Source organism: Nitrosomonas sp., from assembly GCF_020852615.1.
GTDB lineage: Bacteria > Pseudomonadota > Gammaproteobacteria > Burkholderiales > Nitrosomonadaceae > Nitrosomonas.
In genome coordinates this window covers 44395-66340 of the sequence record NZ_JADZAJ010000023.1, presented here as the reverse complement: position 1 = coordinate 66340, position 21946 = coordinate 44395, and the positions used below count along the sequence as shown (strand labels likewise).

The following is a 21946-nucleotide window of genomic DNA, read 5'->3' as shown; positions in this document are numbered from 1 at the left end:
ATCAGCCGTACGATAAGGAGGGTTAGCCCGGGAGGAATCCCCCTCAGTCTCCAACATGCCAGTAAACAGCCCTTTACAGCTGATTTCTGCCTTTTTTACCATGGGCTGCGGTAATATCCGGTCATATCACTATTTGCAGCCAAACTGATTACTTGAAACAAAAATCAAAGTGAAGTTAACTGTTTCAGCCCTCATCATCCATGAATAGCGACTTGTTCAAAACGATTGCTTTAATTGGGAAGCATAAAAACCCGGATATTGTGATTCCCCTGCTGAATCTGGCAGCGTATCTGACTGATCAGGGTGCCAGTGTAGTCTTGGATTCACTGACAGCAACACATATCAGCAGCAGCAAATATCCCGTATTGACACTGGAAGAAATCGGCAAACAGGCTGATCTTGCAATTGTGCTGGGAGGTGACGGAACGATGCTCAACATCGCTCGCGCGCTCGTCCTGTTCGGCGTCCCGCTCATCGGCATCAATCAGGGCAGGCTGGGCTTTCTGACAGATCTTACAGCCGATACAATGCATGAAACCCTGAATGCCATGCTGGCCGGGCAGTTTGTGGTGGAAAATCGCATGCTGCTGACAGCCGAGGTAACCCGCAATGGAGAAAGCATCTTCAAAGAACTGGCTTTTAATGATGTAGTGCTCCACCGCGGTATTAGCAGCGGCATGATTGAGCTTGAAGTTCATATTAACGATGAATACGTTTATTCTTTACGATCAGACGGGCTGATCATTGCAACCCCTACCGGGTCAACTGCTTATGCGCTTTCTTCCGGCGGGCCAATCCTGCACCCCGGGCTTAATCTGATGACATTGGTGCCCATCTGTCCACATACCTTGAGCAACCGTCCAATCGTTATCGGTGCGGATGCAACCATCGAAATCAAAGTTCATTTCACAACCGAGATTAAAATCTACACAGATAGCCATTCCTGGTTTGATCTGGGTGAACATGACAGAGTATTTGTTCGTCGCTGCCCGGACACCATCAAGCTCCTTCATCCTGTCCACCACAGTTATTACCGGATGCTCCGGGAAAAACTCGGCTGGAGCAGTATTCTTCAGAAAAACAGTCGTTAACCCCCCATGCTGCAAAACTTATCCATCCGGAATTTCGTGATCGTTGATCATATTGATCTGCATTTCAAATCCGGTTTTACTGTTCTGACCGGTGAAACCGGGGCAGGGAAATCCATTCTGATTGATGCACTGGAGCTTGTACTGGGCAGACGGGCTGATATCAGCCAGATCAGGCACGGCTGTAAACGTGCTGAAATTTCTGCTCAGTTCGATGTAAGCGCAATTCCCGCTTTACAGGAATGGCTGGCGGAAAATGCACTGGAAGATGAGGCCGGTATATGCCTGTTGCGTAAAATCATGGAATCAGGCGGACGTTCACGCAATTTTATCAACGGACATCCTGCCACGCTCCAGCAATTACGTACTATCGGAGAATGGCTGGTAGACATCCACGGGCAGCACGCACATCAGCTGCTGATGCACAGCCATAAGCAATGCGAGTTACTTGATTCCTGGGCGGGAGAAACAGAGCTTGCCCGGGAAGTAGCCATCTCATACCGGCACTGGCAGGATCTTTGTCAGCAGAGATCCACCTGGGAGCAACACAATGAGCAAAATTTGCGTGAATACGAAACCCTCACCTGGCAACATCAGGAACTGGCCACCCTGAATTTCTCACCAGAAGAATGGGAAAATCTGCAAATTGAGCATAATCGTCTGACACATACGGCCAGCCTGCTGGAAACCACACAATTCAGCCTGGAATCATTATCAGAGAATGAAACAGCGGTATTGTCGCAACTCAGTACTGTCATTACCCGTCTGCACAGCTTGTCAGATATTGATAACACGCTCGCTCCTGTCTGCCACCAGCTGCAGTCCGCACAAATACAACTGCAGGAAACGGTGTATGAACTGAAACGCTATCTGCAGCACCTGGACATCGATCCCCGCAGATTACAGGAAACAGAAGCACGTATTGCTGCCGTTCACAGTACCGCCAGGAAATATCGTGTTACACCGGAAACACTGCCTGATTTGCTGAAAACAACCCGGCAGCACCTGGAACAACTGGGTAATGCAGCCAGTAGCGAAGCACTGACTGAAGCCGAGCAATCTGCCCGGGATCATTTTGAAAATCTTGCCGGGAGATTAAGTAAAATCAGGCAGCGTGCAGCAGAACAGCTTTCGGAGCAGGTAACGGAGGCCATGCAAACACTGGCAATGACCGGCGGCTGTTTCAATGTGGCGTTGATACCCGTGCCATCAGGCAGTTTTCACGGTATGGAGCAAATTGAATTTCAGGTAGCAGCTCACCCGAATCTGCCATTACGTCCCCTAAATAAAGTGGCTTCTGGTGGAGAATTATCCCGCATCAGCCTGGCAATTCAGGTTATTACCAGTAAAGCCGGCACCGTTCCCACTCTGATTTTTGACGAAGTTGATACCGGAATAGGAGGGCGTGTCGCCGAGATAGTCGGCAAACTGCTCCGGCAACTGGGAGAGGCCCGGCAGATAATGAGTATTACGCACCTGCCGCAGGTTGCCGCCAAAGGGAACCATCACTGGCGCATATCCAAGACCTCCAGCCCGGAAAATAAACAACTGCCGGTCAGTCAAATTTCAAAACTGAATAAAATTGAAAGAATTGAAGAAATAGCCCGTATGCTGGGTGGTGAAAGCCTGACTGTCGCCACGCGCCAGCATGCAGCTGAAATGCTGGGCTACAAAGAATCAGACTGCTGATCTGAGCAGACAGCAGAGTACCGGAAAAAACCTCTACCCCACATTTCCATTTCGTTCTTTGGTTTCCTCTACCGGAGCAACGTATGTAATCAGCTTTTCCGGCTGGGAAGTCTCGTTACAAACCATTTTTCCTTCCACTACCGCACCCTGGTGAATTTTTATGGTTTTATAGAAAATATCCCCGGTAATTTTAGCTGCCGGCTGTAGCTCAAGATTTTCCGCAGAATGAATCGGCCCCCTCACTGTGCCATTAATGACTACATACGGTACCTTGATTTTTCCTTCAACTATCCCCTGTTCACTAAGCACCAGCAAGGAATGTGGCTTACCACCGGCTGCTGCAATATTGCCACAAATACGACCATCCACACGCAACCCGCCAGAAAACTGGATATCACCTGTAATTACGGCATCCGATCCAATCAATGTATCGATATCACTGACTGTTTTATGTTTTCTTCCGAACATGTTCCGATTCCTTGCGAGATAACTGGATTGTCTTCGTCAACACGGCTTTACTTGAACCATTCTCATAAATAAGCACCTGCAAACTCTTTACTGCCGTATCTGCCGGTATCTGGAAGCTTTTCTCCAGTCTGTGATAAAAGCGGAAACTGATTGGGAATTCCTTGGAGGCATTCTCACCCACCAGTGAAATAAATTTCTCTTCACCATTCTGGAGTAATCCAACCACAAATTCGAGTCTGCCACTGAATTCTTTTGATCGCTGCCCCCCCTGGGCAAGCAACAAAGTGTACAGATACTCGCCTGGAAGCTGGCCTGCTTCCAGTGAAAAACGGTGAATAACAAGCTCTATATCAGCAGATTCCTCATTTCCTGAAATCATCTGCTGAAAGAGGGTTAAATCTTCTCTTAACCGTTCATTTTCTTCATCCAGTGATTTGACCTGTTTTACCAGATCAGCACGTGTGGCATTACTGATTTGCAGCTGTCTGACAAGTTCTGCAAGCTGCGAGCAAAGCGCGGTGTCATATTTTTCCAGACAGCTGTTGGATTCAAGAATCTGCTCAAGTGCAGGATCATTCGTGACATTATCTGCCGGCCTGGCCGTATTCTGCCCGACAACATACATGCCATAAGCCAGTAGAGCTACCAGTGACAACCCCAATAACACCATCAGCAAACGCCGGTGCCAGGGGACGTGGGGGCGCACAACCAGTTTAGGCGCGCTAATGCTTTGTTTGTTATTCAGCAATTTTCCCCCGGTTCTTGGCAGTTTATGGAAGTTCTACGTATACCTTAATAACAGCTCAGCATTGTTTTTGCCATTTCACCTGCAAAATATAGCCGACTTAAGGCAGCAGCGGAACATGCCGGATTCCTGTTGTCTCAGGTAGCGCATACATAATGTTCATATTCTGAACGGCTTGCCCTGCAGCGCCTTTAACCAAATTATCCGTAACCGAGAGTATCACTACCGTATCGCCATTTCCCGGGCGATGGACAGCAATCCTGCAGAAATTCGAACCACGCACCGAACGGGTTTCCGGATGACTGCCTGCCGGGAGAACATCAACAAAAGGCTCATTGGCGTAACGATTCTCGTATAAGGACTGCAAATCAACATCCCCAGTCAGTCTGGCGTAAAGTGTGGCATGAATTCCGCGAATCATGGGAGTCAGGTGAGGTACAAAAGTCAATCCAATCGGCTTGTTTGCTCTCTCAGACAGGCCCTGTCTGATCTCCGGCAAATGACGATGACCTGGTACTGCATAAGATTTGAAATTGTCTGAAGCTTCCGCATACAGCGAATGTATTTCAGCCTTGCGACCCGCTCCGGATACGCCCGATTTGGTATCAGCAATCAGATGATCCATATCCACCACCCCCGCCTCAACCAGCGGAATAAAACCCAGCTGTACTGCTGTCGGATAACAGCCTGGATTGGCAATCAGGCGTGCACCCCGAATTTTCTCCCGATTCACTTCAGGTAAACCATAAACGGCCTCAGCTACCAACCCAGGTGCGGCATGCTTCATGCCATACCATTTTTCCCATTCCGCAACATCCTTAATCCGGAAATCTGCCGCCAGATCAATGATTTTTATTCCGGAATTCAGTAAAGCCTCAGCTTGCTGCATAGCTATACCATTTGGTGTTGCGAAAAAAACAACATCACATTTTCCAAAATCCACCCTGGTCGGATCACTGAATTTAAGTGCAATTTGCCCGCGCAAGCTGGGGAAAAGTTCATCTACTCCGATCCCGGCTTCCTGCCGCGATGTAATAACTTTAATTTTTACTTTCGGATGCTGCACAAGAATACGCAGCAGCTCAACACCTGTGTAACCTGTCCCACCTACGATACCAACATTGATCATCTTTGAAAATTAACAACCAAGAAGTTAATTATTTATCCGGGAATTGCTGCCGCTCAATCGCAACATACTACAAAATCTGATACAAAAAAGCCGCCCATAAAAGGGCGGCTTTTCAATTTGTTCTGCAAATAATGACCATCACCGCTTGGAGAACTGCTTGCGGCGTCTCGCCTTACGCAAACCAACTTTTTTCCGCTCCACCTCGCGTGCATCCCTCGTTACAAAACCAGCTTTACTCAGGGCCGGCTTCAGTGTTTCATCGTAATCGATTAATGCACGGGTTATGCCATGTCTGACCGCACCGGCCTGTCCTGATTCTCCTCCGCCATGGATATTTACCATAACATCAAAATTAGAGGTGTTTCCAGTCAGCTCCAGAGGCTGACGAATGATCATACGCCCTGTTTCGCGGGAAAAATACTCGTCAGCGGGTTTATGATTTACTGTAATGACACCTGTGCCCGGTTTAATAAAAACTCGTGCAACTGAACTTTTTCTGCGACCGGTTCCGTAGTTATATTGAATAGCCATGACTGGTTGGATTAAGCGTTAATTTCAAGTGACTGCGGTTGCTGAGCCGCATGAGGGTGAACATTTCCAGCATAAACCTTCAATTTTTTTATCATGGCATAGCCAAGCGGGCCTTTAGGCAACATGCCCTTTACCGCCTTTTCAAGCGGCCTGGCAGGAAAACGCTCATGCATTTTTTTGAAAGTAGTCTCGTAAATCCCACCGGGGTAACCGCTATGGCGATAATATTTTTTATCTTCAGCCTTATTACCGGTAACTCTTATCCTGTCGGCGTTAATAACCACGATATAATCGCCTGTATCAACGTGTGGCGTATAAATAGGCTTATGTTTGCCACGCAGGCGGTGAGCAATTGCTGCAGCCAGCCTGCCCAGAACTTTATCAGTTGCATCAACCACAAACCACTCATGATTCACTTCATGTGGCTTGGCAGAAAAAGTTTTCACTAATTTTCCTTTTGTTTTTATGGTACAAGATAACCGCGGATTATGAATTACCCTGCGAACAAAGTCAAATCGGGAGGCGGGTAAAAACTGCCGCTTCGTCAAATAATAACCATCACTGACAAACTCACACCGTTCAATTCAACAAATCTATGACGCAGGTTATAATTAAGCTTTTGCTGATCCCCATGAAACAACTCATTCTTTCTCTGTTTTTACTGGTATTGGCTTCTCCGGCATGGTCACAGCAACCGGAACTGGCAGTCGCGGCCAAATCATTCATTCTGACTGATTTTCACAGCGGACAGACACTCGCCAGCTCCAATCCGCACGAGCGACTGGATCCCGCCTCGCTCACCAAGCTGATGACAGCTTACGTCGTCTTCTCTGCACTGAAACAGGAGCGCATAAAAATGGATCAGGTTGTTCCTGTTTCCAATCGATCCTGGCGTATGGTGGGTTCGCGCATGTTCATTGAGCCCAACAAACCGGTAACAGTTAATGAACTGATTCATGGTGTAATCATCCAGTCAGGTAATGATGCCTGTGTTGCGCTGGCAGAACTGATCGCCGGTTCGGAAGATCTGTTTGTACACATGATGAATGAGGAAGCCAAACGTCTGGGTATGCACAATACGCATTTCATGAATTCAACCGGACTAACGCACCCCGAGCACTACAGTACCGCATATGATCTGGCATTACTGGCAGCAGCCATTATCAGAGAATACCCGGAGCACTACCCGCTCTATTCCATGCGAGAGTATAAATACAATGGCATCACTCAGCAAAACCGCAATCGCCTGCTGTGGACAGATCCCAATGTTGATGGAATGAAAACAGGATGGACAGAAGCCGCCGGTTACTGTCTGGTGACATCGGCAAAACGTGACCAGCGACGCCTTATCTCTGTAGTCATGGGCACCGCCTCACCCAACGCTCGCAGTATTGAAAGCCAGCGTCTGCTGAATTACGGATTCCAGTTTTTTGATACCGCCCACCCCTATAAAAAAGATCAGCCTGTCGCCAATGTCCAAATCTGGAAAGGTGAACAAAACAAGCTTAAAGTCGGGTTTGACCGGGATATTTATTTCTCTCTTCCCAAGGGCAAGGTGGGAGGATTAAAAGCCCGGATGGAATACCGCCAGCCACTTATTGCCCCAATCAGCCAGGGTCAGGAAGTAGGCGCAGTAAAATTTGTCCTGGATGGACAGGAAATTGCCACCTACCCTCTGGTTGCCCTGGAAACGGTTGATACCGCCAATTTCCTCGGGCGTTCCTGGGATAACCTGAAAATGCTGTTCAACTGAACTCGGATAATAAAAAAATAGACATGATTTACCTCAACGGCAGATTCTTACCGATAGAACAGGCAACTGTCCCCGTATTGGACAGAGGTTTCATCTTTGGTGATGGTGTTTACGAAGTCATACCGGTTTATTCACGTAAACCGTTCCGGCTGGGTGAACATCTTTCCCGGCTGCAGCACAGTCTGGATGGCATACGTCTCCAGAATCCCCATTCAGAGGAACAGTGGGCTGATTTGATTGAACGCATCATTGAGCTAAATGAAGGTAGTGATCAATACCTTTACCTGCATATTACCCGCGGAGTGGCAAAACGCGATCACGCATTCCCCCGCGGAGCCACACCTACCGTCTTTATCATGAGCAACCCGCTAATGACACCTCCTGGAGAGTTGCTCGTTTCCGGTGTTTCGGCAATCACCGCCCGGGATAATCGCTGGGGACGCTGCGATATCAAAGCTATCTCGCTGCTGCCCAACATTCTGCTACGTCAGCTTGCCGTAGATGCACAGACCACAGAAGCCATTCTGCTGCGTGATGGCTTACTGACCGAAGGGGCCGCCAGTAATATTTTTATCGTAAAAGATAATCTGCTGCTGACCCCTCCTAAAGATCACCGCATCTTGCCCGGCATCACCTACGATGTCGTATTGGAACTGGCTGAAACACACGGCATCCCACACGCTGTCCGAGATATATCTGAACTTGAATTACGCACCGCACAGGAAATCATGCTGACTTCCTCCACCAAGGAAATTCTCCCAATCACACGGCTGGATGGGCAACCCGTCAGCAACGGGGTACCCGGCCCGGTTTTCAGGCAGTTGGACAGGCTCTACCAGGCATACAAACTGGAAGTAATGCGCGGACATACTTCAACTGATAACACAGCTTCATGAAAGAAGAATCTCTCATTGAATACCCATGTGATTTTCCGATAAAAATCATGGGAAAATCACAACAGGGATTCACTCAAACTGTCCTGACCATTGTTAAAACTCACGCACCTGATTTTGACGATACCACCCTCGAAGTTCGAACCAGTAAAAGTGGTACCTATCTGAGCCTTACCTGCACCATCCAGGCTACTTCACGCACACAGCTGGATTCTCTCTATCAGGCACTGCACGATCATCCAATGGTAACCATGTTGCTCTAGGGATTCTCTGAAAAATGCCGGTGAAACACCGGCATAAGGAAAAAACAGACAACAGACAGCATGCTTACCGTAACTGTGAAAAATATGGGGGTAGTCGAATACCTCACCACCTGGCAGGCCATGAAGGAGTTTACGGCACAGCGTACCCGTGAAACGCCTGATGAAATCTGGCTGCTGGAACATCCGTCTGTTTATACTCAAGGCATCGCCGGAAAACCTGAACACCTGCTTTTCCCCAGCCAGATCCCGGTTATCAGAACCGACCGTGGTGGACAAATCACCTATCACGGCCCGGGACAGGTCATTCTCTACCTGTTACTGGACCTGCACCGCCGGCAGCTGTATATCCGGCAACTGGTCAGAAAAATGGAGGGGGCCGTGATAGACTTGCTGGACGAATACGGTGTCGTTGCACAAGGCAGCGAGGAAGCTCCCGGTGTCTACGTCAACGGTGCCAAAATTGCCTCTTTGGGGCTGAAAATTCGGCGCGGAGCCTGCTATCACGGGATAGCCTTCAATGCCGACATGGATCTTGCGCCCTTCACAGCAATCAACCCCTGCGGCTATCACGGTTTGCGTGTTACACAGGCAAAAGAGCTTGGCATCACTGACGGCAAAGAAATACTCGCCGGCAAGCTGGCACAACATTTTATTGCTCAACTAACTCAATATACAACAAAGGACAGTCATTCTCATGACCGCTGACACCCATCAACGAGGTGCCGCCAAAACGGCACGCAACCCGGTCAAAATCGATCTGGAACAATCCGGCCAGCTCTTGCGCAAACCTTCCTGGATTCGCGTGCGCTCCCCCAACAGCCAGCGGTATCAGGAAGTAAAACGCCTGCTGCGTGAGAATAAATTACACACGGTCTGCGAGGAAGCTTCCTGTCCGAATATCGGTGAATGTTTCGGCCGCGGTACGGCAACCTTCATGATCCTCGGTGATTTGTGCACCAGACGCTGTCCATTCTGTGATGTGGCGCATGGCCGGCCTCACGCTCCTGATCCCGATGAGCCGATGCATCTGGCAAATTCCATCGCGGTGCTAAAGCTTAATTATGTCGTCATCACCAGCGTAGATCGTGATGATCTCAGGGACGGTGGCGCGCAGCACTTTGCAGATTGCATCCGCGCGATTCGCGCCCAGTCGCCACAAACACGGATCGAGATTCTTGTCCCCGATTTTCGCGGCAGACTGGAAATTGCACTGGACAGGCTGTCTGCCTGTCCGCCTGATGTGATGAACCACAACCTTGAAACCGTACCACGCCTGTACAAACAGTGCCGGCCAGGCGCAGACTACGCACACTCATTACAATTACTCAGGGATTTCAAGGCAGCTTTCCCTCATATCCCGACCAAGTCCGGTCTGATGCTGGGGCTGGGGGAAACCAATGAGGAAATTATCGAGGTGATGCGGGATTTGCGTGCACATCAGGTTGATATGCTAACCATCGGCCAGTATTTGCAACCCAGCAAGGGGCATCACCCCGTCATGCGCTATGTTTCACCCGAAGATTTCAAGTCATTTGAACGCATTGCCACAAACTTCGGATTCAGCCACGCCGCCTGTGGTCCAATGGTGCGTTCAAGCTATCATGCCGATCAGCAGGCGCATGAAGCCGGCATTGAGTAAGAACGCCGATCAGGAAATGATCCGCGGTTAATTTATATCGCCCCGTCCCGGACAGCCTCGGCACGGTACCCGACTTCCTGTTCAGGTACAGCGTCATCGCCATGGTCTGTACCTGCCGGCATAGCGGGAAGGGGCTCTTCATCAAATGCTTTATCGCCCTCCTCAGTTGCAATACCAAGCGGTTTGAGCCCGGCAAAATCATACCGGCGGGTATCTGCCAGATGTGAAAGCTGAATATTCTGTAAAGCCGTAAACATCGTCTCAAGCCGGCCGGGATGTTTTTTATCCCATTGCTGCATCATTTCCTTGATTACCTGCCGCTGCATATTGGGCTGTGAACCGCATAAATTACAGGGAATAATGGGAAATTGCGCTAACCGGGCATAAGCTGCCAGATCTTTCTCCTTGCAGTACGCCAGCGGACGAATCACCACATGACATCCATCGTCACTCACCAGCTTGGGAGGCATCGCTTTCAGCTTTCCACCATAAAACATATTCAGAAAAAAAGTTTCCAGAATATCATCACGATGGTGGCCCAGCGCGATCTTGGTGGCACCCAGTTCAGTCGCCACCCGGTACAGCACCCCCCTGCGCAGACGGGAACACAGACTGCAAGTTGTTTTTCCCTCGGCAATCACCCGCTTTACAACGCTGTAGGTATCCTGCTCGACGATACGGAAAGGCATATTTATTTCCGTCAGATAACCGGGCAGCACATGCTCAGGAAAACCAGGCTGCTTTTGATCCAGGTTGACAGCAATCAGCTCAAAATCCAGTGGCGCATGCACTTGCAAGTTATGCAAAATATCCAGCAGTGCATAGCTGTCCTTGCCGCCGGACAGGCATACCATAACTCGATCACCGTTCTCAATCATATTGAAATCGGCAATGGCAGAGCCAACAAGACGCCTCAGCCTTTTATGCAGCTTGTTCGCGTTATATTCGGATTTTCTGGAAAACGCATCCGTAATCATATGAATTTACAAGGTGCCTAACAAAAATACTGTTAAAAAACTGCCAGAGCTCCCCGTTCCGGAGAAAAGCAGAGGAAGAAACGTTCATATAAGACAAGACGGGTATAAAAACAGAACCGCCCGCTCTCCCTGCCTATCCGGGACAGGAAAAAGAGAAAGTCAGTTATAGTTACATCTTCAAGGTTTTACCCCTTGAATCATAGCAATTTGAACAAATAAAAATTATAGCAATGCAACAGTTGACTCGCCAGGGATGAGGAAGAACATTATCTGCACGCTTATGGTCAAACTGACCGGAAGCCAGCGTTATTCTTTCTCAAACCGGCATAAAGCAAGCGTTTAGTGCTGCCTGTCTTCCCTGGTCGTTGCAAACAAATGCATGGCAAGATTATTGGAGAGCAAATGAAAATACAATTCAACCGATTTTTTACCCGTTCCTTACTGACTGCTGTATTAGCAGGAGTTGCCGGCGTGGCTGCAGCAACAACAACCGTCGAAGTGTATAAAAGTCCAACCTGCGGCTGTTGTGCCAAATGGGTTGATCACATGCGCGACAACGGATTTACCGTCAACATCCACGATACCGGTAACGATGAAACCAGAGCAGAGGCCGGTATCCTTCCCGAGCTTGGTTCATGCCATACCGCCATGATTGATGGTTATGCCATAGAAGGACATGTCCCTGCCAGCGACGTCAAACAGCTTCTGAAAGAACGTCCCCGCGCAGTTGGATTATCAGCCCCCGGCATGCCACATGGTTCTCCTGGCATGGAAACCGGGCGGGTTGACACCTATAACGTACTCCTGATCAGAAAACCCGGAGACAAGCGCAGCGCCGCAGAGATTTATAATCGATACGGCCCGGATAAACCCCAACCGGCAGAGAAGGCATCCGAAAGTAACACAACCCAATCTATTCTGAAACTTAAATAACGTGATGTCCGTAAGAATCACAGCGCTTGTATCACTGCTCCTTACTGCTGCCTGCTCGGAACAAACCGGCCCTCTGACGGCAGGCAGCACACTGGATCAGATTTTAGGCAGAAATTCCGCTGAACAAATTGTTCGAAATTTTGATCCTGAACAAATGGCGCGCGGACAGGCGCTTTTCCGGAAAAATTGTGCGGTATGCCATGGCCGGAACGCAGAAGGCACTCCAGACTGGCGCAAGCCCCTGGAGAATGGCAGATACCCGCCCCCGCCTCTGAATGGAACGGCGCATGCCTGGCACCATTCCACAGAAGAATTGAAAAACTTCATTCTGAACGGTGGCCCTCCGGGGGAAGGACGCATGCCCGGCTGGGCGGGAATCCTGAAAGATCAGGAGATTGATGACATCCTGGTCTGGATTAAATCCCTGTGGCCGGACGAAGTTTATCAGGGGTGGTACACCCGAATCGAGAACAGACCGAAATAAGCTGCTGAAATATACTCCCTTAAGTTCTGCAGCCCGGTTTTGCAGATATGCAGCATCGCCACCCTGGCGTACCTGTTCTGTAAAAATAAAAATCCTTCACGAAAAACCATCCACCGGCAAATTATCTGTCAGATAATTTGCCGGTATCTCTTTTTCCGTCATCAGCTACTGCCCTCACGTACTTTTCTCCAGAATTTTTGCCATTTTGAAATAAAGAGGATTGTTGACATTTGCTGATGTTTATCAATAAAACTACCACCCTTCTGCTTTTCCGGAACAATTCGGATCTCTGTAATCTGCTGATCAGCAGTTATCAAATTTTCAAAAAATTCTCCCGGCAACAGCTGTTCCAGCTTCGGTAAACATAACTGAACCTGTTTCCAGCAGGCTTCCTTCTTGCACCACTCGGAAATATTTGAAATACCCTGTGGCGGACAGGTAATATCTCCGTACACTATTTCTGAAATAATAGCAATGGTTCTTTCAAGTACGGAATCGATTCTTTGCTTATCCCAAATTGCCGAAAAATTAATGTTTTTTTGGCTGCGCTTTGCAATCTCTCCCAGAGCTGCAAGGGTATAGGCAACGATATTGGCACGGTATCCGCCGTTATACCAAGGTTGACCGGATATGATTTTTTCAGCAGCTCTAAATATGATTACCCGGGCAACAGCCCTTCTGAAATAGAACCCATCAAATTTATCAGATGATTTTTCCCATTCATGGCAGATTCGAGCGGCATATTGTGAGAAATTTTTCTGTGAGCCAAGATTGACCCATTTGGGATGGTCATCCCAGACATTCTCGAATTTTGCAAGATCCGTCTTGGTGAACATCTGCAGCTTGGGATGCTCGGCCTTGAAGCGACGCTGCTCTGCCGGTGTCAGTTTTGACTGTGCATCGGCATACTGACCGCGTGCGCGCTCGTAGAACCAGCGCGTCTCGCGAGGGGATCCCTTCTGCGCCGGCGCCCAGATGCGCCGCGAAAACCCTTCCATCCGGACATGGAACGGATGATTCGAGAAGAAGTCGGCAGCATTCACCCGATTCTGGGTGTTCGCATACTCCGATATCTTCGGCACAACCATCTCGCTTTGCTGGCTGTCGATGACGGACAGCTTCATCTGGACGAATATCTGGGAAAGGTCCGCCTTGTCCCGCTTCCGCGTATGGAACAGGGATGCGGTGGTCTGCCCGCCATTGACGATCTGGAGATCGACAATCCTTGTGATCGCCAGACCGGAATCCGTTGCCTCGGTCTCGACACTCTGCGCAGTGGCCGTGATCCCGTTGTTGTAGGCAAAGAACATTCCCGGCTCGTTCAGGATCGTTGCCCGTATGCCCCGGTTCACATTGCCACGGGCCTGCAGGAAGGTGCGAACGTTCTGTTCAAGCAGGCGTGCTCCGAATTTTCCGTACAGAGTCGCCAGAGAATCGGCAGGCATGACCATGAGGAAGGACTGATAGGTATCAGCTCCCAGATGAGCAGGAAGGCTGGCGATTCCCCTGCCGAACATCTGCACGAAGTCCAAATCAAGCGGCTCCTTGTGACTTCGAGAATTGCGCTGACGATGAAGTCGCGAAATATCCCATACGTGATAGCTGGCAGGAATGCCAGCAACTTCCCCTTCCGGAAGGCTCTGCACTGTCCCGCTGAGCGTGCGCTCGGAGAGAAGAATCAGGTTGAGTGCGCCGATGGCTCCTCTGCGATCGGCGATCTGTTTGGCGAGACCGTACGCAGGCGAAGTGACCTCAAGATCGACCGCAAGATTCCTGTCGATACTTGCCTCGAAGAACCTGGACAGACGCTTGAATGTCGATTCAAGCTCTGTCTTTGTCAGGGAAGCCAGTTCGGTACGGAAATCGAAATCAGCAACAAAAAGATCCAGGTTCCCTTCGTCATTGAACCAGTATCCATCCACCCGCATCCCGCCCTGTGGAGGACGATAGTGACACAATTCGAACCCCTCGGTGAAGCCTGTTTCGACAAGTTCGTCGGCAACAGTTTCCATGAACTCATCAAGCTGGAACCGGCCATTGGCTTCGGCACCAGACAGGAGTTCCTGTCGAAAGTCGTGGAAGAATTCATAGGCTGTCTGTTCCATCAATCTCCTCCAAAGACGACCGCCTCGTCACACTGATACGGAGCGATCGTTTCAAGCCTGATGTCGTAGGCGACCTTGACAATCCCAGTCGGCAATTGCGATCGCATGAGACGCGGAAAATCATCGGCGACCCGATAGCTGCGCACGTCGCTGACGACAAAACGCGGCTCATCGTAGTCAGGGAGCGGCGCGTAGCCGTGCGCAACCAGCTTCCGGTCAAAGGCCTCGATGGCCTCTGCCTTGTCGAGCCGCGCCTGGACGGCAGTGACAAGCTCGTTGAGCGAGCGGGCACCTGCCGCGTCAGCCAGATTGCTCAGCCGGTACACGCGCAGGAACAGTGCGTCGTTCAGGGATTCGAGCTGGTCTTCCGACGAAATGCGGATGCTGCTTCGTTCGGCGCCCGAGAGGGATTTGACCTCGACAGCCGTGTTGCCGAAGATGAAATCCTGATGTGACCGTTCCGGACCAAGCCAGGCTTCGACGACGGCGTTGCTCGGCATTTCCCGATCGATCAGTTCCGTCAGGAAGACGATTTCGGCGAAGAGGCCTCGAACATCCTCTGCGGACAGATGCTGACTTCGGCCCGAGAGGAAAGTCTTCCAACGACGGATGTGCGCCAGCGAGACTGCCAGAGAGCTGGCCGAGTCGGTGGCATGCTCCAGCGCGAATGCAAGGGTACGGCACAGTCCCTCGAAAAGATCGCGATCAACCTGTCTTTCAAGAGCGAGGACCAGGTGTTGCTGCCCCTGATCTCCGGCACGAAGATCGACATCGACGCCGTTCACCGCGACCGCGTTCTTCCGATACTGTGCTGCGTGGTCGCCGTGAAGTTCCACAATGAACAGACAGGCACCACTGGCATCGCGTCCCCAGAAGCAGGGCACGGCCGTGTTCACTGCAACCTGACGGACATTGAAATCCGCTCCAGGAACGGCGATTCCATCCCAGGGCGAGGACTCAGGCATCGTAGTCCTCCTCCTCGTCAGGATCGTCCGCATAACCCTGCATCTGCTGGAGCCAGACCTTGTTGACGACGACATTGATGGTCGTCGAGTAGTCCCCGTAAGGGAAGCTCATGCCAAAGGCAGCGATCGGCCCCATCACAGCATCGCCCTTGGGCTCCAGACTGTGAATCATGAGGAGGGGTCTGTTCCTCACCATCCGGTAATGTGTGTCGGATACCGCCCCCGAGCCGTCGTCGTCGCCTGCGACTGTTCTCGCCTCAGCGCGTTGCTCGTCGCTGAGCCCGAGCTTCTCGTCACCACGCGAAGCAACCCTGTCCTTGTTCAGGCGCCACGCAATGCCATTCGGCTGATCCTTCCCGACGACACGCACCTGATTCCTCAAGGTGAATGGGCGTTCGCCGCCCGATCCACCCGAGGGAGAAATCAGCAGAACATCCGCAAGCGGACGCTTCGTTGCGATCCGTTCGAGATAGCTCACCACGTCTGATTTCTGTCCCGCAAAGGTCGAATGGCATTCGAATCGAGTGAGAAAATCGGCGATCACCTCGACGGGCACGTCTCTGAAGATGACGCCTTTCTCGGTGGACTCCTCCGGCCGTCCGCCGAATCCATTTCGCCAGTGATCGGCGATCAGCTCAAAGTTCCTGGCATTCACGTCGGGGGCGGTGGAGACGATGTAGCTTTCACGGAGTCGCCCACTGAAACTCTGTTCGACCGTGACCTCCTGGCCGGATCTCATCTTGTTCGCGGCCGTGATCAGCAGGCTGTCCGGATGCGAGCGGACGTAAAGCCCAAAGTCCTTTGGACTGAGGCGATCGCGCCGCATGCGCTTGACCTGCTGCACAAGTTCTTCGGCAGCTTCGGCGATGTGGGAGTACCAGTTGATCGAATCGCGGGAGAGATGGACACGGCAGAGATCCTCGAAGCCCAGCCGGTAGCCGAACCAGCGACCCATCTGCATGAGGGTGTCGTACATCTTCGTGTTGCGGTACATGTAGCTGACGGTCAATCCCTCGATGGTCAAGCCTCGCGACAGACTCAGACCACCGACCGCGACCACAGTCAGCCCAATACCTTCCTTCTCGTAGCGGGTGTAGTCGAGCACTTCGTCACTCTTGCTGTTGATGACGTAGAGGTGAAGGTGCTCAAAGACGCCGACGAGAGCTGCCTTCACTTCCTCCCACGTCACCCCGGCATCGGCATACTCGGCGTCGAAGGCACCCTTCAGGCCTTGCATGTACATGTTCCTTGAAGAAACACCCTCCGGCATCGCGTAGTTTGCGAGAACCGCTTCCCTGATCTTCTTTTCCCTGAGGCTCAGGAAATCGCGCACAGCCTTCTGCACCGGCACAAAGCGCGACACATTGACCATCATCGAGCAATGCTTGCTGGCCTGTCCGCGCAGGTTTCGGATGGCGCGTGCGACGATGAACTCGTCGAGTGCGCGATAGAGGCTGGGAGGCAGCTCATGGACAGGATCGTCGCGTTTGTGCGAGTAGGGAATGAGATCCTCGCAATCATCGATCGGCCTGATGATCGATTCGCTGGTCGCCTCATTCAAGAATACTTTCTCCGCACCGAAATAGGTGGTGGGTGCATCCAGGCAATAGATGAAGTCGCGAGGGAAAAGCTCTTCCTGCACATCATCGCCATAGGCATCCGGATTGATGAAGATGTTGGCGAACGGGGTTGCCGTATATCCGACGTAGCAGGACTTCGCAAACAACCCCAGGATGCGGCGAATCATGGCATTCGTCCGGGTCGGATCCAGGTCCTCCTTGTTCGTGTTGATGGATGCGTTGTCGGCTTCGTCGTCGATCAGCAGCATGGGTACATCGGAGATGCGGTCTTCTCCTTCGGCGTTCAGCGCCTTCAGCCATTTGTGCAACGCAGTGAGCGTCGTGACGTTCTTCTTGATGATCAGGATGATCGGCTTGCTGAAGTCGTTGATCTTCCAGCCGCTCTTGGCCGCTGTGTTCTTGTTGAAGTCCTCGTTGATGTTGGTAAGCGTTGCCGGATGCGGATAGCCCGGAGCGAGACCGACGCCGATGTTGCGGCGATCCTCGGGATCACTCGATCGGCCTATAAAGGCCTCGTCGATTCGCTGCTGTGTCTGCCTGCGCAGGTTGTTGTGAATGCCTGCGATGACGACAATGAACTTGTAGCCCGCATCGGCTGCACGTGCTATCAGACCCGTGTAGTTGGCTGTCTTCCCTGACTGCACATGGCCGATGACCAGGCCACGGCGGTTCCAGCTCGTGCCTTCGCTCAGTGGATCCTGAAGATGACCAAGAATGCGGGTGGTCACATCGCTCAGCGACTGGACCATCTGCGGAGGCCAGCCCTCGTTGCGAAGGAATTCCTCGTATGCACTGGCATAGGTCCAAGTGACGTCCTCGCGCTTGTGAACCCATTGATCGTCATGCTTCGCATTGACATCAACCAATGAAATGCCTGCTCCCATGCGGGTCACAACCGATTCCATGGCCTCGGTGACAATGTTGCGGAGATCTCCCGCATAGCCGAAGATTGAAGCAATCTGTCTTGCCTTTTCCTCCACCTGATCGCGCGTCGGCGTTTCCGCCATGTTGGCAAGGCCCGAGATAAGCGCGTTGGCAATGTTTCGTTCTTCCGTGATGGCTGTAATGCTCATGCAAAGGCCTCGCTGATGAATTTTTCGGCCAGCTCCATCTGACCATCGAAAAGATGCGTGGAGCGCACGATCTGAAGAAAGGCCTTCGCATCGCCCGGCCTGTCGCCGTACAGCACCTGGCGCAGGCTTCTCAGGCGCTCCATGGTCTGGCTTTCATCCACCGATCGCTGATTGATCTCGCGTGGGTGGGTTGAGTAGTCGGAATAGATCATCTCGACCGGTAGCGAGGCCGCAACCGAATCAAGCAGCGTGCGCAGCAGGTCTGCATCCTCTGGCGAGAGTCTTTCTGCCAGTGAGACGATGATCGGATGCTGGTCGTTGATCGCGAACCGGATGCCATCATGATCGGCATAGCGCTCCCAGAACGGTGCCTGGGTTTCCTGAAACAGCTTCTGTCCGCGTCCCCGATGTACCGTCACACTGCGGCTGGTGATTCTGGCGATGATCTGGCGCAGGCGCTCACGCACCACATGAGGGGGTCGCGCGCGCGACTTCTTGATGTCGATTGTCCAGGCTTCGTCCAGACTGTTGGGGAAGTCGATCTGCACCCGCGCCAGCTTGGTGGCCTCACCCTTGGGCACCAGCCGGAACCAGTCTCCCCACGCCATCAGCCGCCCGTTCCGATAGACATAGCCTCCCTGGTTGGAGATAAAGTCGCTGCGATCCTGGTAGTAGTCGTACTCGGACGCGGAAAGACGGCTGTGGTGTGGCAGCACATAGGGTTGCAGGCACACTTCCGCATCGCCGATGCGGACAATTTCCTCCGGAAGAACCTGAGTGGCCGGATTCTTTCTGCAGAAAGGATCGAATGCGGCAATGGGGTGACCGTTGATGGCAAGCGTGATTCTGGGATGCCCCTTGACCTCGCCCGAAAGGAAGCGATGGAAGACGAGGGCGAGATGTCGCCCCACCACCTCAAGCTTCTCGTTCACGATTTCCTGCCGCCGATCCCCGACTTCGTCTTCGAGTATGCGATCGAGTTCTCGCCAGAGGACTGCGGTACCGTGCCTTCCGAGCCGATCGACATAGGGCAGCGCCTGGATGTCGGCCTCATCAAGAATGCTCAGGATCCAGTCGTCTGCTGCATCGATGCGATCCAGGTTCCACTCGGCACCACAGATGGAGGCATCACTTGTGCTGACCACTGTCAGGGAGCGGCACTGCGAGAACGACGCCGTCTTCAGCCCAAGACCAAAGCGTCCGAGATCCCTTGGGGAACGGTGCCGTCTGGGGTTGTCGGTTCCATGACGCATTGCGGCCAGCAATTCCGCCTCATCCATGCCTCTGCCATTGTCGAGAATGACAAGTACGGGATGTTCGCCCGAAACATCGCAGACAATGTCGATCACATCCGCACCCGCGGAAATGCTGTTGTCGATCAGGTCTGCGATGGCCGTTTCGAGCGAGTATCCGAGATCCCTCATCGACGCCGAGAGACAGGCCGCGCTTGGTGGATGTCTGTGCTCCCGTGCCATTAATTAATTCCTGTAAGCTGCTGACAAATTTTCTGAATAACAGAGTCCGGGTTATTTTTCAGTTCACACTCCCAGACTATAATTACACGCCAACCCTGATTTATCAGTTTATCGGCCACTTCTTGGTCTCGCTTAACTGTTCCCTGAAATTTGGCAACCCAGAAATCAGTGCGTGTACTGGGTGTGGTTGCGTTTTTACACCCGGAATGCCGGTGCCAATAACAGCCATGAACAAAAATAACAGTTTTGTAACGTGGCAGAACCAGATCAGGTTTTCCAGGAAGATTTGATACGTGCAGACGAAACCGGAAACCCGCCTGGTGCAGCAGAGAACGCAGACATTTTTCTGGGCGCGTATCTTTATTGCGGATACGTGACATATTCCAGCTGCGATGTTTAGGAGAAATCCGATCTGCCATTAGTCATCTTTCATTGAATCAAGGACTTCAGCAATGATTTCTGCTATCTGTGCAGCAAGATATGGAGGGACGGCATTCCCTATCTGATGGTATTGCTGAGTTCGCGGACCCTCAAATTTATAATTATCAGGGAATGTCTGCAGACGAGCAGCTTCCCGAACAGTAAGGCTGCGGCACTGAAGAGGATCATAATGAATAAAGTAATGTCCATCCTTCGAGATGTGCGATGTGATTGTCGTGGCAACTTCATGCGACAGCTGTACCCGGAAACGATCAGAAAACATTTTTCCCGATGCACCAAGGCCCGCATTGCGATGGTCAGGAAGAAGAGATCCCGGGAAATCAGAAAGCTTTGGACTGCGCTTCATAACTTTGGCAAATACTGCCGCATACATATAGCGACGAAGATCGGACGCCATATGGGTGCGCGCGCCATGAGCGTCCAAAAAGCATAATCTGTCATCGCGCATGAATGTCAATACACGATGCTGTCCTACTATCCGACCCGGATACCGGGCTGATGACCGTTCCACAGGAGGGCTGCCGCTATTGGTGTATGACCTGATCCTGCTAACAATGGTAGCGGCACACTCATTGTTCAGCTCTCTGTACAGATCTCCTGTCGCTACTGCGACAATTTCATTCCACCATGCTTCCGGACTGTCCCTACCGCGGGATAATCCACTGCGCACAGCCGGAAGATGTCCGATGGTATCTTCAACAGCAGGAGCCTTATGCCGGCACAACCGGCGAGGCTTAACATTTATATCGCTGCGAATTCCGACAATAAACATCCTGTGACGGGCCTGCGGAACCCCAAATTCTTCTGCTTTCACAAGAAAAAGCCGTGGATCAACGCATTCACCGGGAAGCTCATCCTCTGACAATGAATAGAGACGATAACCCAGACCGTTAATGCTGCTGCCAAGAGCAGCTTTGGGGGCTGTCAGATCACCAATAATACGCCAAATTACAGGCTGGCCTTCGACTCGTGCCGACAGAAGTCCCTTGACGTTTTCCATTACAAAGACTGGAGGATGGTGATCAATAATGATTTTCAGATATTCACGATACAGAAAATGCCGCTCATCATTCTCAAAATCAGGGCTTTTCATCATCCGGGAACGACCGACAAGAGAATAAGCCTGACACGGCGGACCACCAACCAGCACCCATTTTTTCCTGCCTGTCAGGCGCTTATTTATGATTTCCTGTACATAACCGTGTGTTTCTTTTCCCAGAGCGATCTGCAGTGCGGATTTGCTGGCTTCGTGATACTGCGTATTGTATTGTCGGTACAGATCTTCAATTTCGATACCGCCACGAAGATAATCATAATAGGGTTCAGGTATTTCTTCTGATGGGAACAAGCGAAGAAAATGGCGGAGTAAGAGTGTCCTATGCGAAAACAAATCACATTCAATGGAAACAAGGCTGTGAAAGCGCGGCTTACCACTTTCACCAGGGCAGGTCGCAAAACCCTCCCCCAGTCCGCCCGGACCGGCAAACAAGTCTATTACGGGGTACTGACTGTTTTTTTCCATTCAACTATCAGGCTTAATCAAGACAAACCAGGCTACTGCAACTAATCATAAAGCACACTTGCAGCATTAAGGAGAGGGCATTTCAACACCTTTTTTTCCACACATCTCCTTCTGTACTGGATTTTGATGGAAGATGCCACAGGAGTTGATATATCCCGGCTGGCGAGGTATCAAGAATATCGGTGAAAGAATG

The 21946-nt window shown here is 51.3% G+C and carries 21 protein-coding genes; 9 read left to right on the top strand and 12 right to left on the bottom strand.

Annotated elements, in window-relative coordinates:
• The first annotated feature begins 200 nt into the window (after positions 1-200).
• Entirely contained in the window at positions 201-1091 is an 891-nt protein-coding gene (locus tag IT527_RS05305) for an NAD kinase (RefSeq protein WP_292967407.1), read from the top strand.
• Positions 1092-1097: 6 nt separating this feature from the next.
• A complete protein-coding gene (gene recN / locus IT527_RS05300; protein WP_292967405.1) occupies positions 1098-2777 on the top strand; it encodes a DNA repair protein RecN in 1680 nt (559 codons plus the stop codon).
• 33 nt (positions 2778-2810) lie between these two features.
• Here the strand turns inward: recN and IT527_RS05295 are convergent, their stop codons facing one another.
• From IT527_RS05295 to rplM, 5 genes are all read right to left on the bottom strand, one after another.
• Complete coding sequence (locus IT527_RS05295; protein ID WP_292967403.1) at positions 2811-3245, bottom strand: polymer-forming cytoskeletal protein; 435 nt, start codon at positions 3243-3245, stop codon at positions 2811-2813.
• A complete protein-coding gene (locus IT527_RS05290) occupies positions 3226-3993 on the bottom strand; it encodes a DUF6776 family protein (protein ID WP_292967401.1) in 768 nt (255 codons plus the stop codon). Before IT527_RS05290 ends, IT527_RS05295 begins: the two co-directional genes overlap by 20 nt.
• 97 nt (positions 3994-4090) lie before the next feature.
• Positions 4091-5119 carry an N-acetyl-gamma-glutamyl-phosphate reductase gene (gene argC, locus IT527_RS05285; RefSeq protein WP_292967400.1) on the bottom strand — a complete coding sequence of 343 codons (1029 nt, stop codon included), beginning with the start codon at positions 5117-5119 and terminating at the stop codon, positions 4091-4093.
• Positions 5120-5257: 138 nt separating this feature from the next.
• Positions 5258-5650, bottom strand: coding sequence for a 30S ribosomal protein S9 (gene rpsI / locus IT527_RS05280; protein ID WP_292967398.1), 393 nt, complete (start codon positions 5648-5650; stop codon positions 5258-5260).
• Between the two features lie 11 nt (positions 5651-5661).
• A complete protein-coding gene (rplM, locus tag IT527_RS05275; RefSeq protein ID WP_292967396.1) occupies positions 5662-6096 on the bottom strand; it encodes a 50S ribosomal protein L13 in 435 nt (144 codons plus the stop codon).
• Positions 6097-6281: 185 nt separating this feature from the next.
• Here rplM and IT527_RS05270 point away from each other — a divergent pair, with 185 nt between their 5' ends.
• The 5 genes from IT527_RS05270 to lipA are packed head-to-tail and all read left to right on the top strand — an operon-like array spanning position 6282 to position 10198.
• Positions 6282-7403 (top strand): D-alanyl-D-alanine carboxypeptidase family protein, encoded by a 1122-nt coding sequence (locus IT527_RS05270; RefSeq protein ID WP_292967394.1) that lies wholly within the window; start codon positions 6282-6284, stop codon positions 7401-7403.
• Between the two features lie 23 nt (positions 7404-7426).
• Complete coding sequence (locus IT527_RS05265) at positions 7427-8299, top strand: D-amino acid aminotransferase (protein WP_292967392.1); 873 nt, start codon at positions 7427-7429, stop codon at positions 8297-8299.
• Positions 8296-8559, top strand: a complete 264-nt coding sequence (locus IT527_RS05260) for a DUF493 domain-containing protein (RefSeq protein ID WP_292967390.1) — start codon at positions 8296-8298, stop codon at positions 8557-8559. Before IT527_RS05265 ends, IT527_RS05260 begins: the two co-directional genes overlap by 4 nt.
• 60 nt (positions 8560-8619) lie before the next feature.
• On the top strand, positions 8620-9264 hold the full coding sequence (gene lipB / locus IT527_RS05255) for a lipoyl(octanoyl) transferase LipB (protein ID WP_292967388.1): 645 nt from the start codon (positions 8620-8622) through the stop codon (positions 9262-9264).
• Positions 9254-10198 carry a lipoyl synthase gene (lipA, locus tag IT527_RS05250; RefSeq protein WP_292967386.1) on the top strand — a complete coding sequence of 315 codons (945 nt, stop codon included), beginning with the start codon at positions 9254-9256 and terminating at the stop codon, positions 10196-10198. The genes lipB and lipA overlap by 11 nt, the downstream gene beginning before the upstream one ends.
• A 32-nt stretch (positions 10199-10230) precedes the next feature.
• Here the strand turns inward: lipA and ttcA are convergent, their stop codons facing one another.
• Positions 10231-11175 carry a tRNA 2-thiocytidine(32) synthetase TtcA gene (gene ttcA / locus IT527_RS05245; RefSeq protein ID WP_292967384.1) on the bottom strand — a complete coding sequence of 315 codons (945 nt, stop codon included), beginning with the start codon at positions 11173-11175 and terminating at the stop codon, positions 10231-10233.
• A gap of 402 nt (positions 11176-11577) precedes the next feature.
• Between ttcA and IT527_RS05240 the strand changes: the two genes are divergently transcribed.
• Both IT527_RS05240 and IT527_RS05235 read left to right on the top strand, forming a co-directional pair.
• Complete coding sequence (locus tag IT527_RS05240) at positions 11578-12108, top strand: DUF411 domain-containing protein (RefSeq protein WP_292967382.1); 531 nt, start codon at positions 11578-11580, stop codon at positions 12106-12108.
• A gap of 4 nt (positions 12109-12112) precedes the next feature.
• The gene (locus IT527_RS05235; RefSeq protein ID WP_292967380.1) at positions 12113-12592 is read left to right on the top strand and encodes a cytochrome c; all 480 of its coding nucleotides are present in this window, start codon (positions 12113-12115) and stop codon (positions 12590-12592) included.
• 161 nt (positions 12593-12753) lie between these two features.
• Here the strand turns inward: IT527_RS05235 and IT527_RS05230 are convergent, their stop codons facing one another.
• Genes IT527_RS05230 through IT527_RS05205 form a run of 6 tightly spaced genes read right to left on the bottom strand, consistent with a single transcriptional unit; the run spans position 12754 to position 21753 of the window.
• A complete protein-coding gene (locus tag IT527_RS05230; protein ID WP_292967378.1) occupies positions 12754-14697 on the bottom strand; it encodes an AIPR family protein in 1944 nt (647 codons plus the stop codon).
• Positions 14697-15662: a PD-(D/E)XK motif protein gene (locus IT527_RS05225; protein ID WP_292967376.1), complete on the bottom strand. Its 966-nt coding sequence runs from the start codon at positions 15660-15662 to the stop codon at positions 14697-14699. Before IT527_RS05225 ends, IT527_RS05230 begins: the two co-directional genes overlap by 1 nt.
• Positions 15655-18315 (bottom strand): Z1 domain-containing protein, encoded by a 2661-nt coding sequence (locus tag IT527_RS05220; RefSeq protein WP_292967374.1) that lies wholly within the window; start codon positions 18313-18315, stop codon positions 15655-15657. Before IT527_RS05220 ends, IT527_RS05225 begins: the two co-directional genes overlap by 8 nt.
• Entirely contained in the window at positions 18312-19790 is a 1479-nt protein-coding gene (locus IT527_RS05215) for an ATP-binding protein (protein WP_292967372.1), read from the bottom strand. The genes IT527_RS05220 and IT527_RS05215 overlap by 4 nt, the downstream gene beginning before the upstream one ends.
• Positions 19790-20209, bottom strand: coding sequence for a very short patch repair endonuclease (locus IT527_RS05210; RefSeq protein ID WP_292967370.1), 420 nt, complete (start codon positions 20207-20209; stop codon positions 19790-19792). The genes IT527_RS05215 and IT527_RS05210 overlap by 1 nt, the downstream gene beginning before the upstream one ends.
• Positions 20209-21753: a DNA cytosine methyltransferase gene (locus tag IT527_RS05205; RefSeq protein WP_292967368.1), complete on the bottom strand. Its 1545-nt coding sequence runs from the start codon at positions 21751-21753 to the stop codon at positions 20209-20211. Before IT527_RS05205 ends, IT527_RS05210 begins: the two co-directional genes overlap by 1 nt.
• Between the last annotated feature and the right edge of the window lie 193 nt (positions 21754-21946).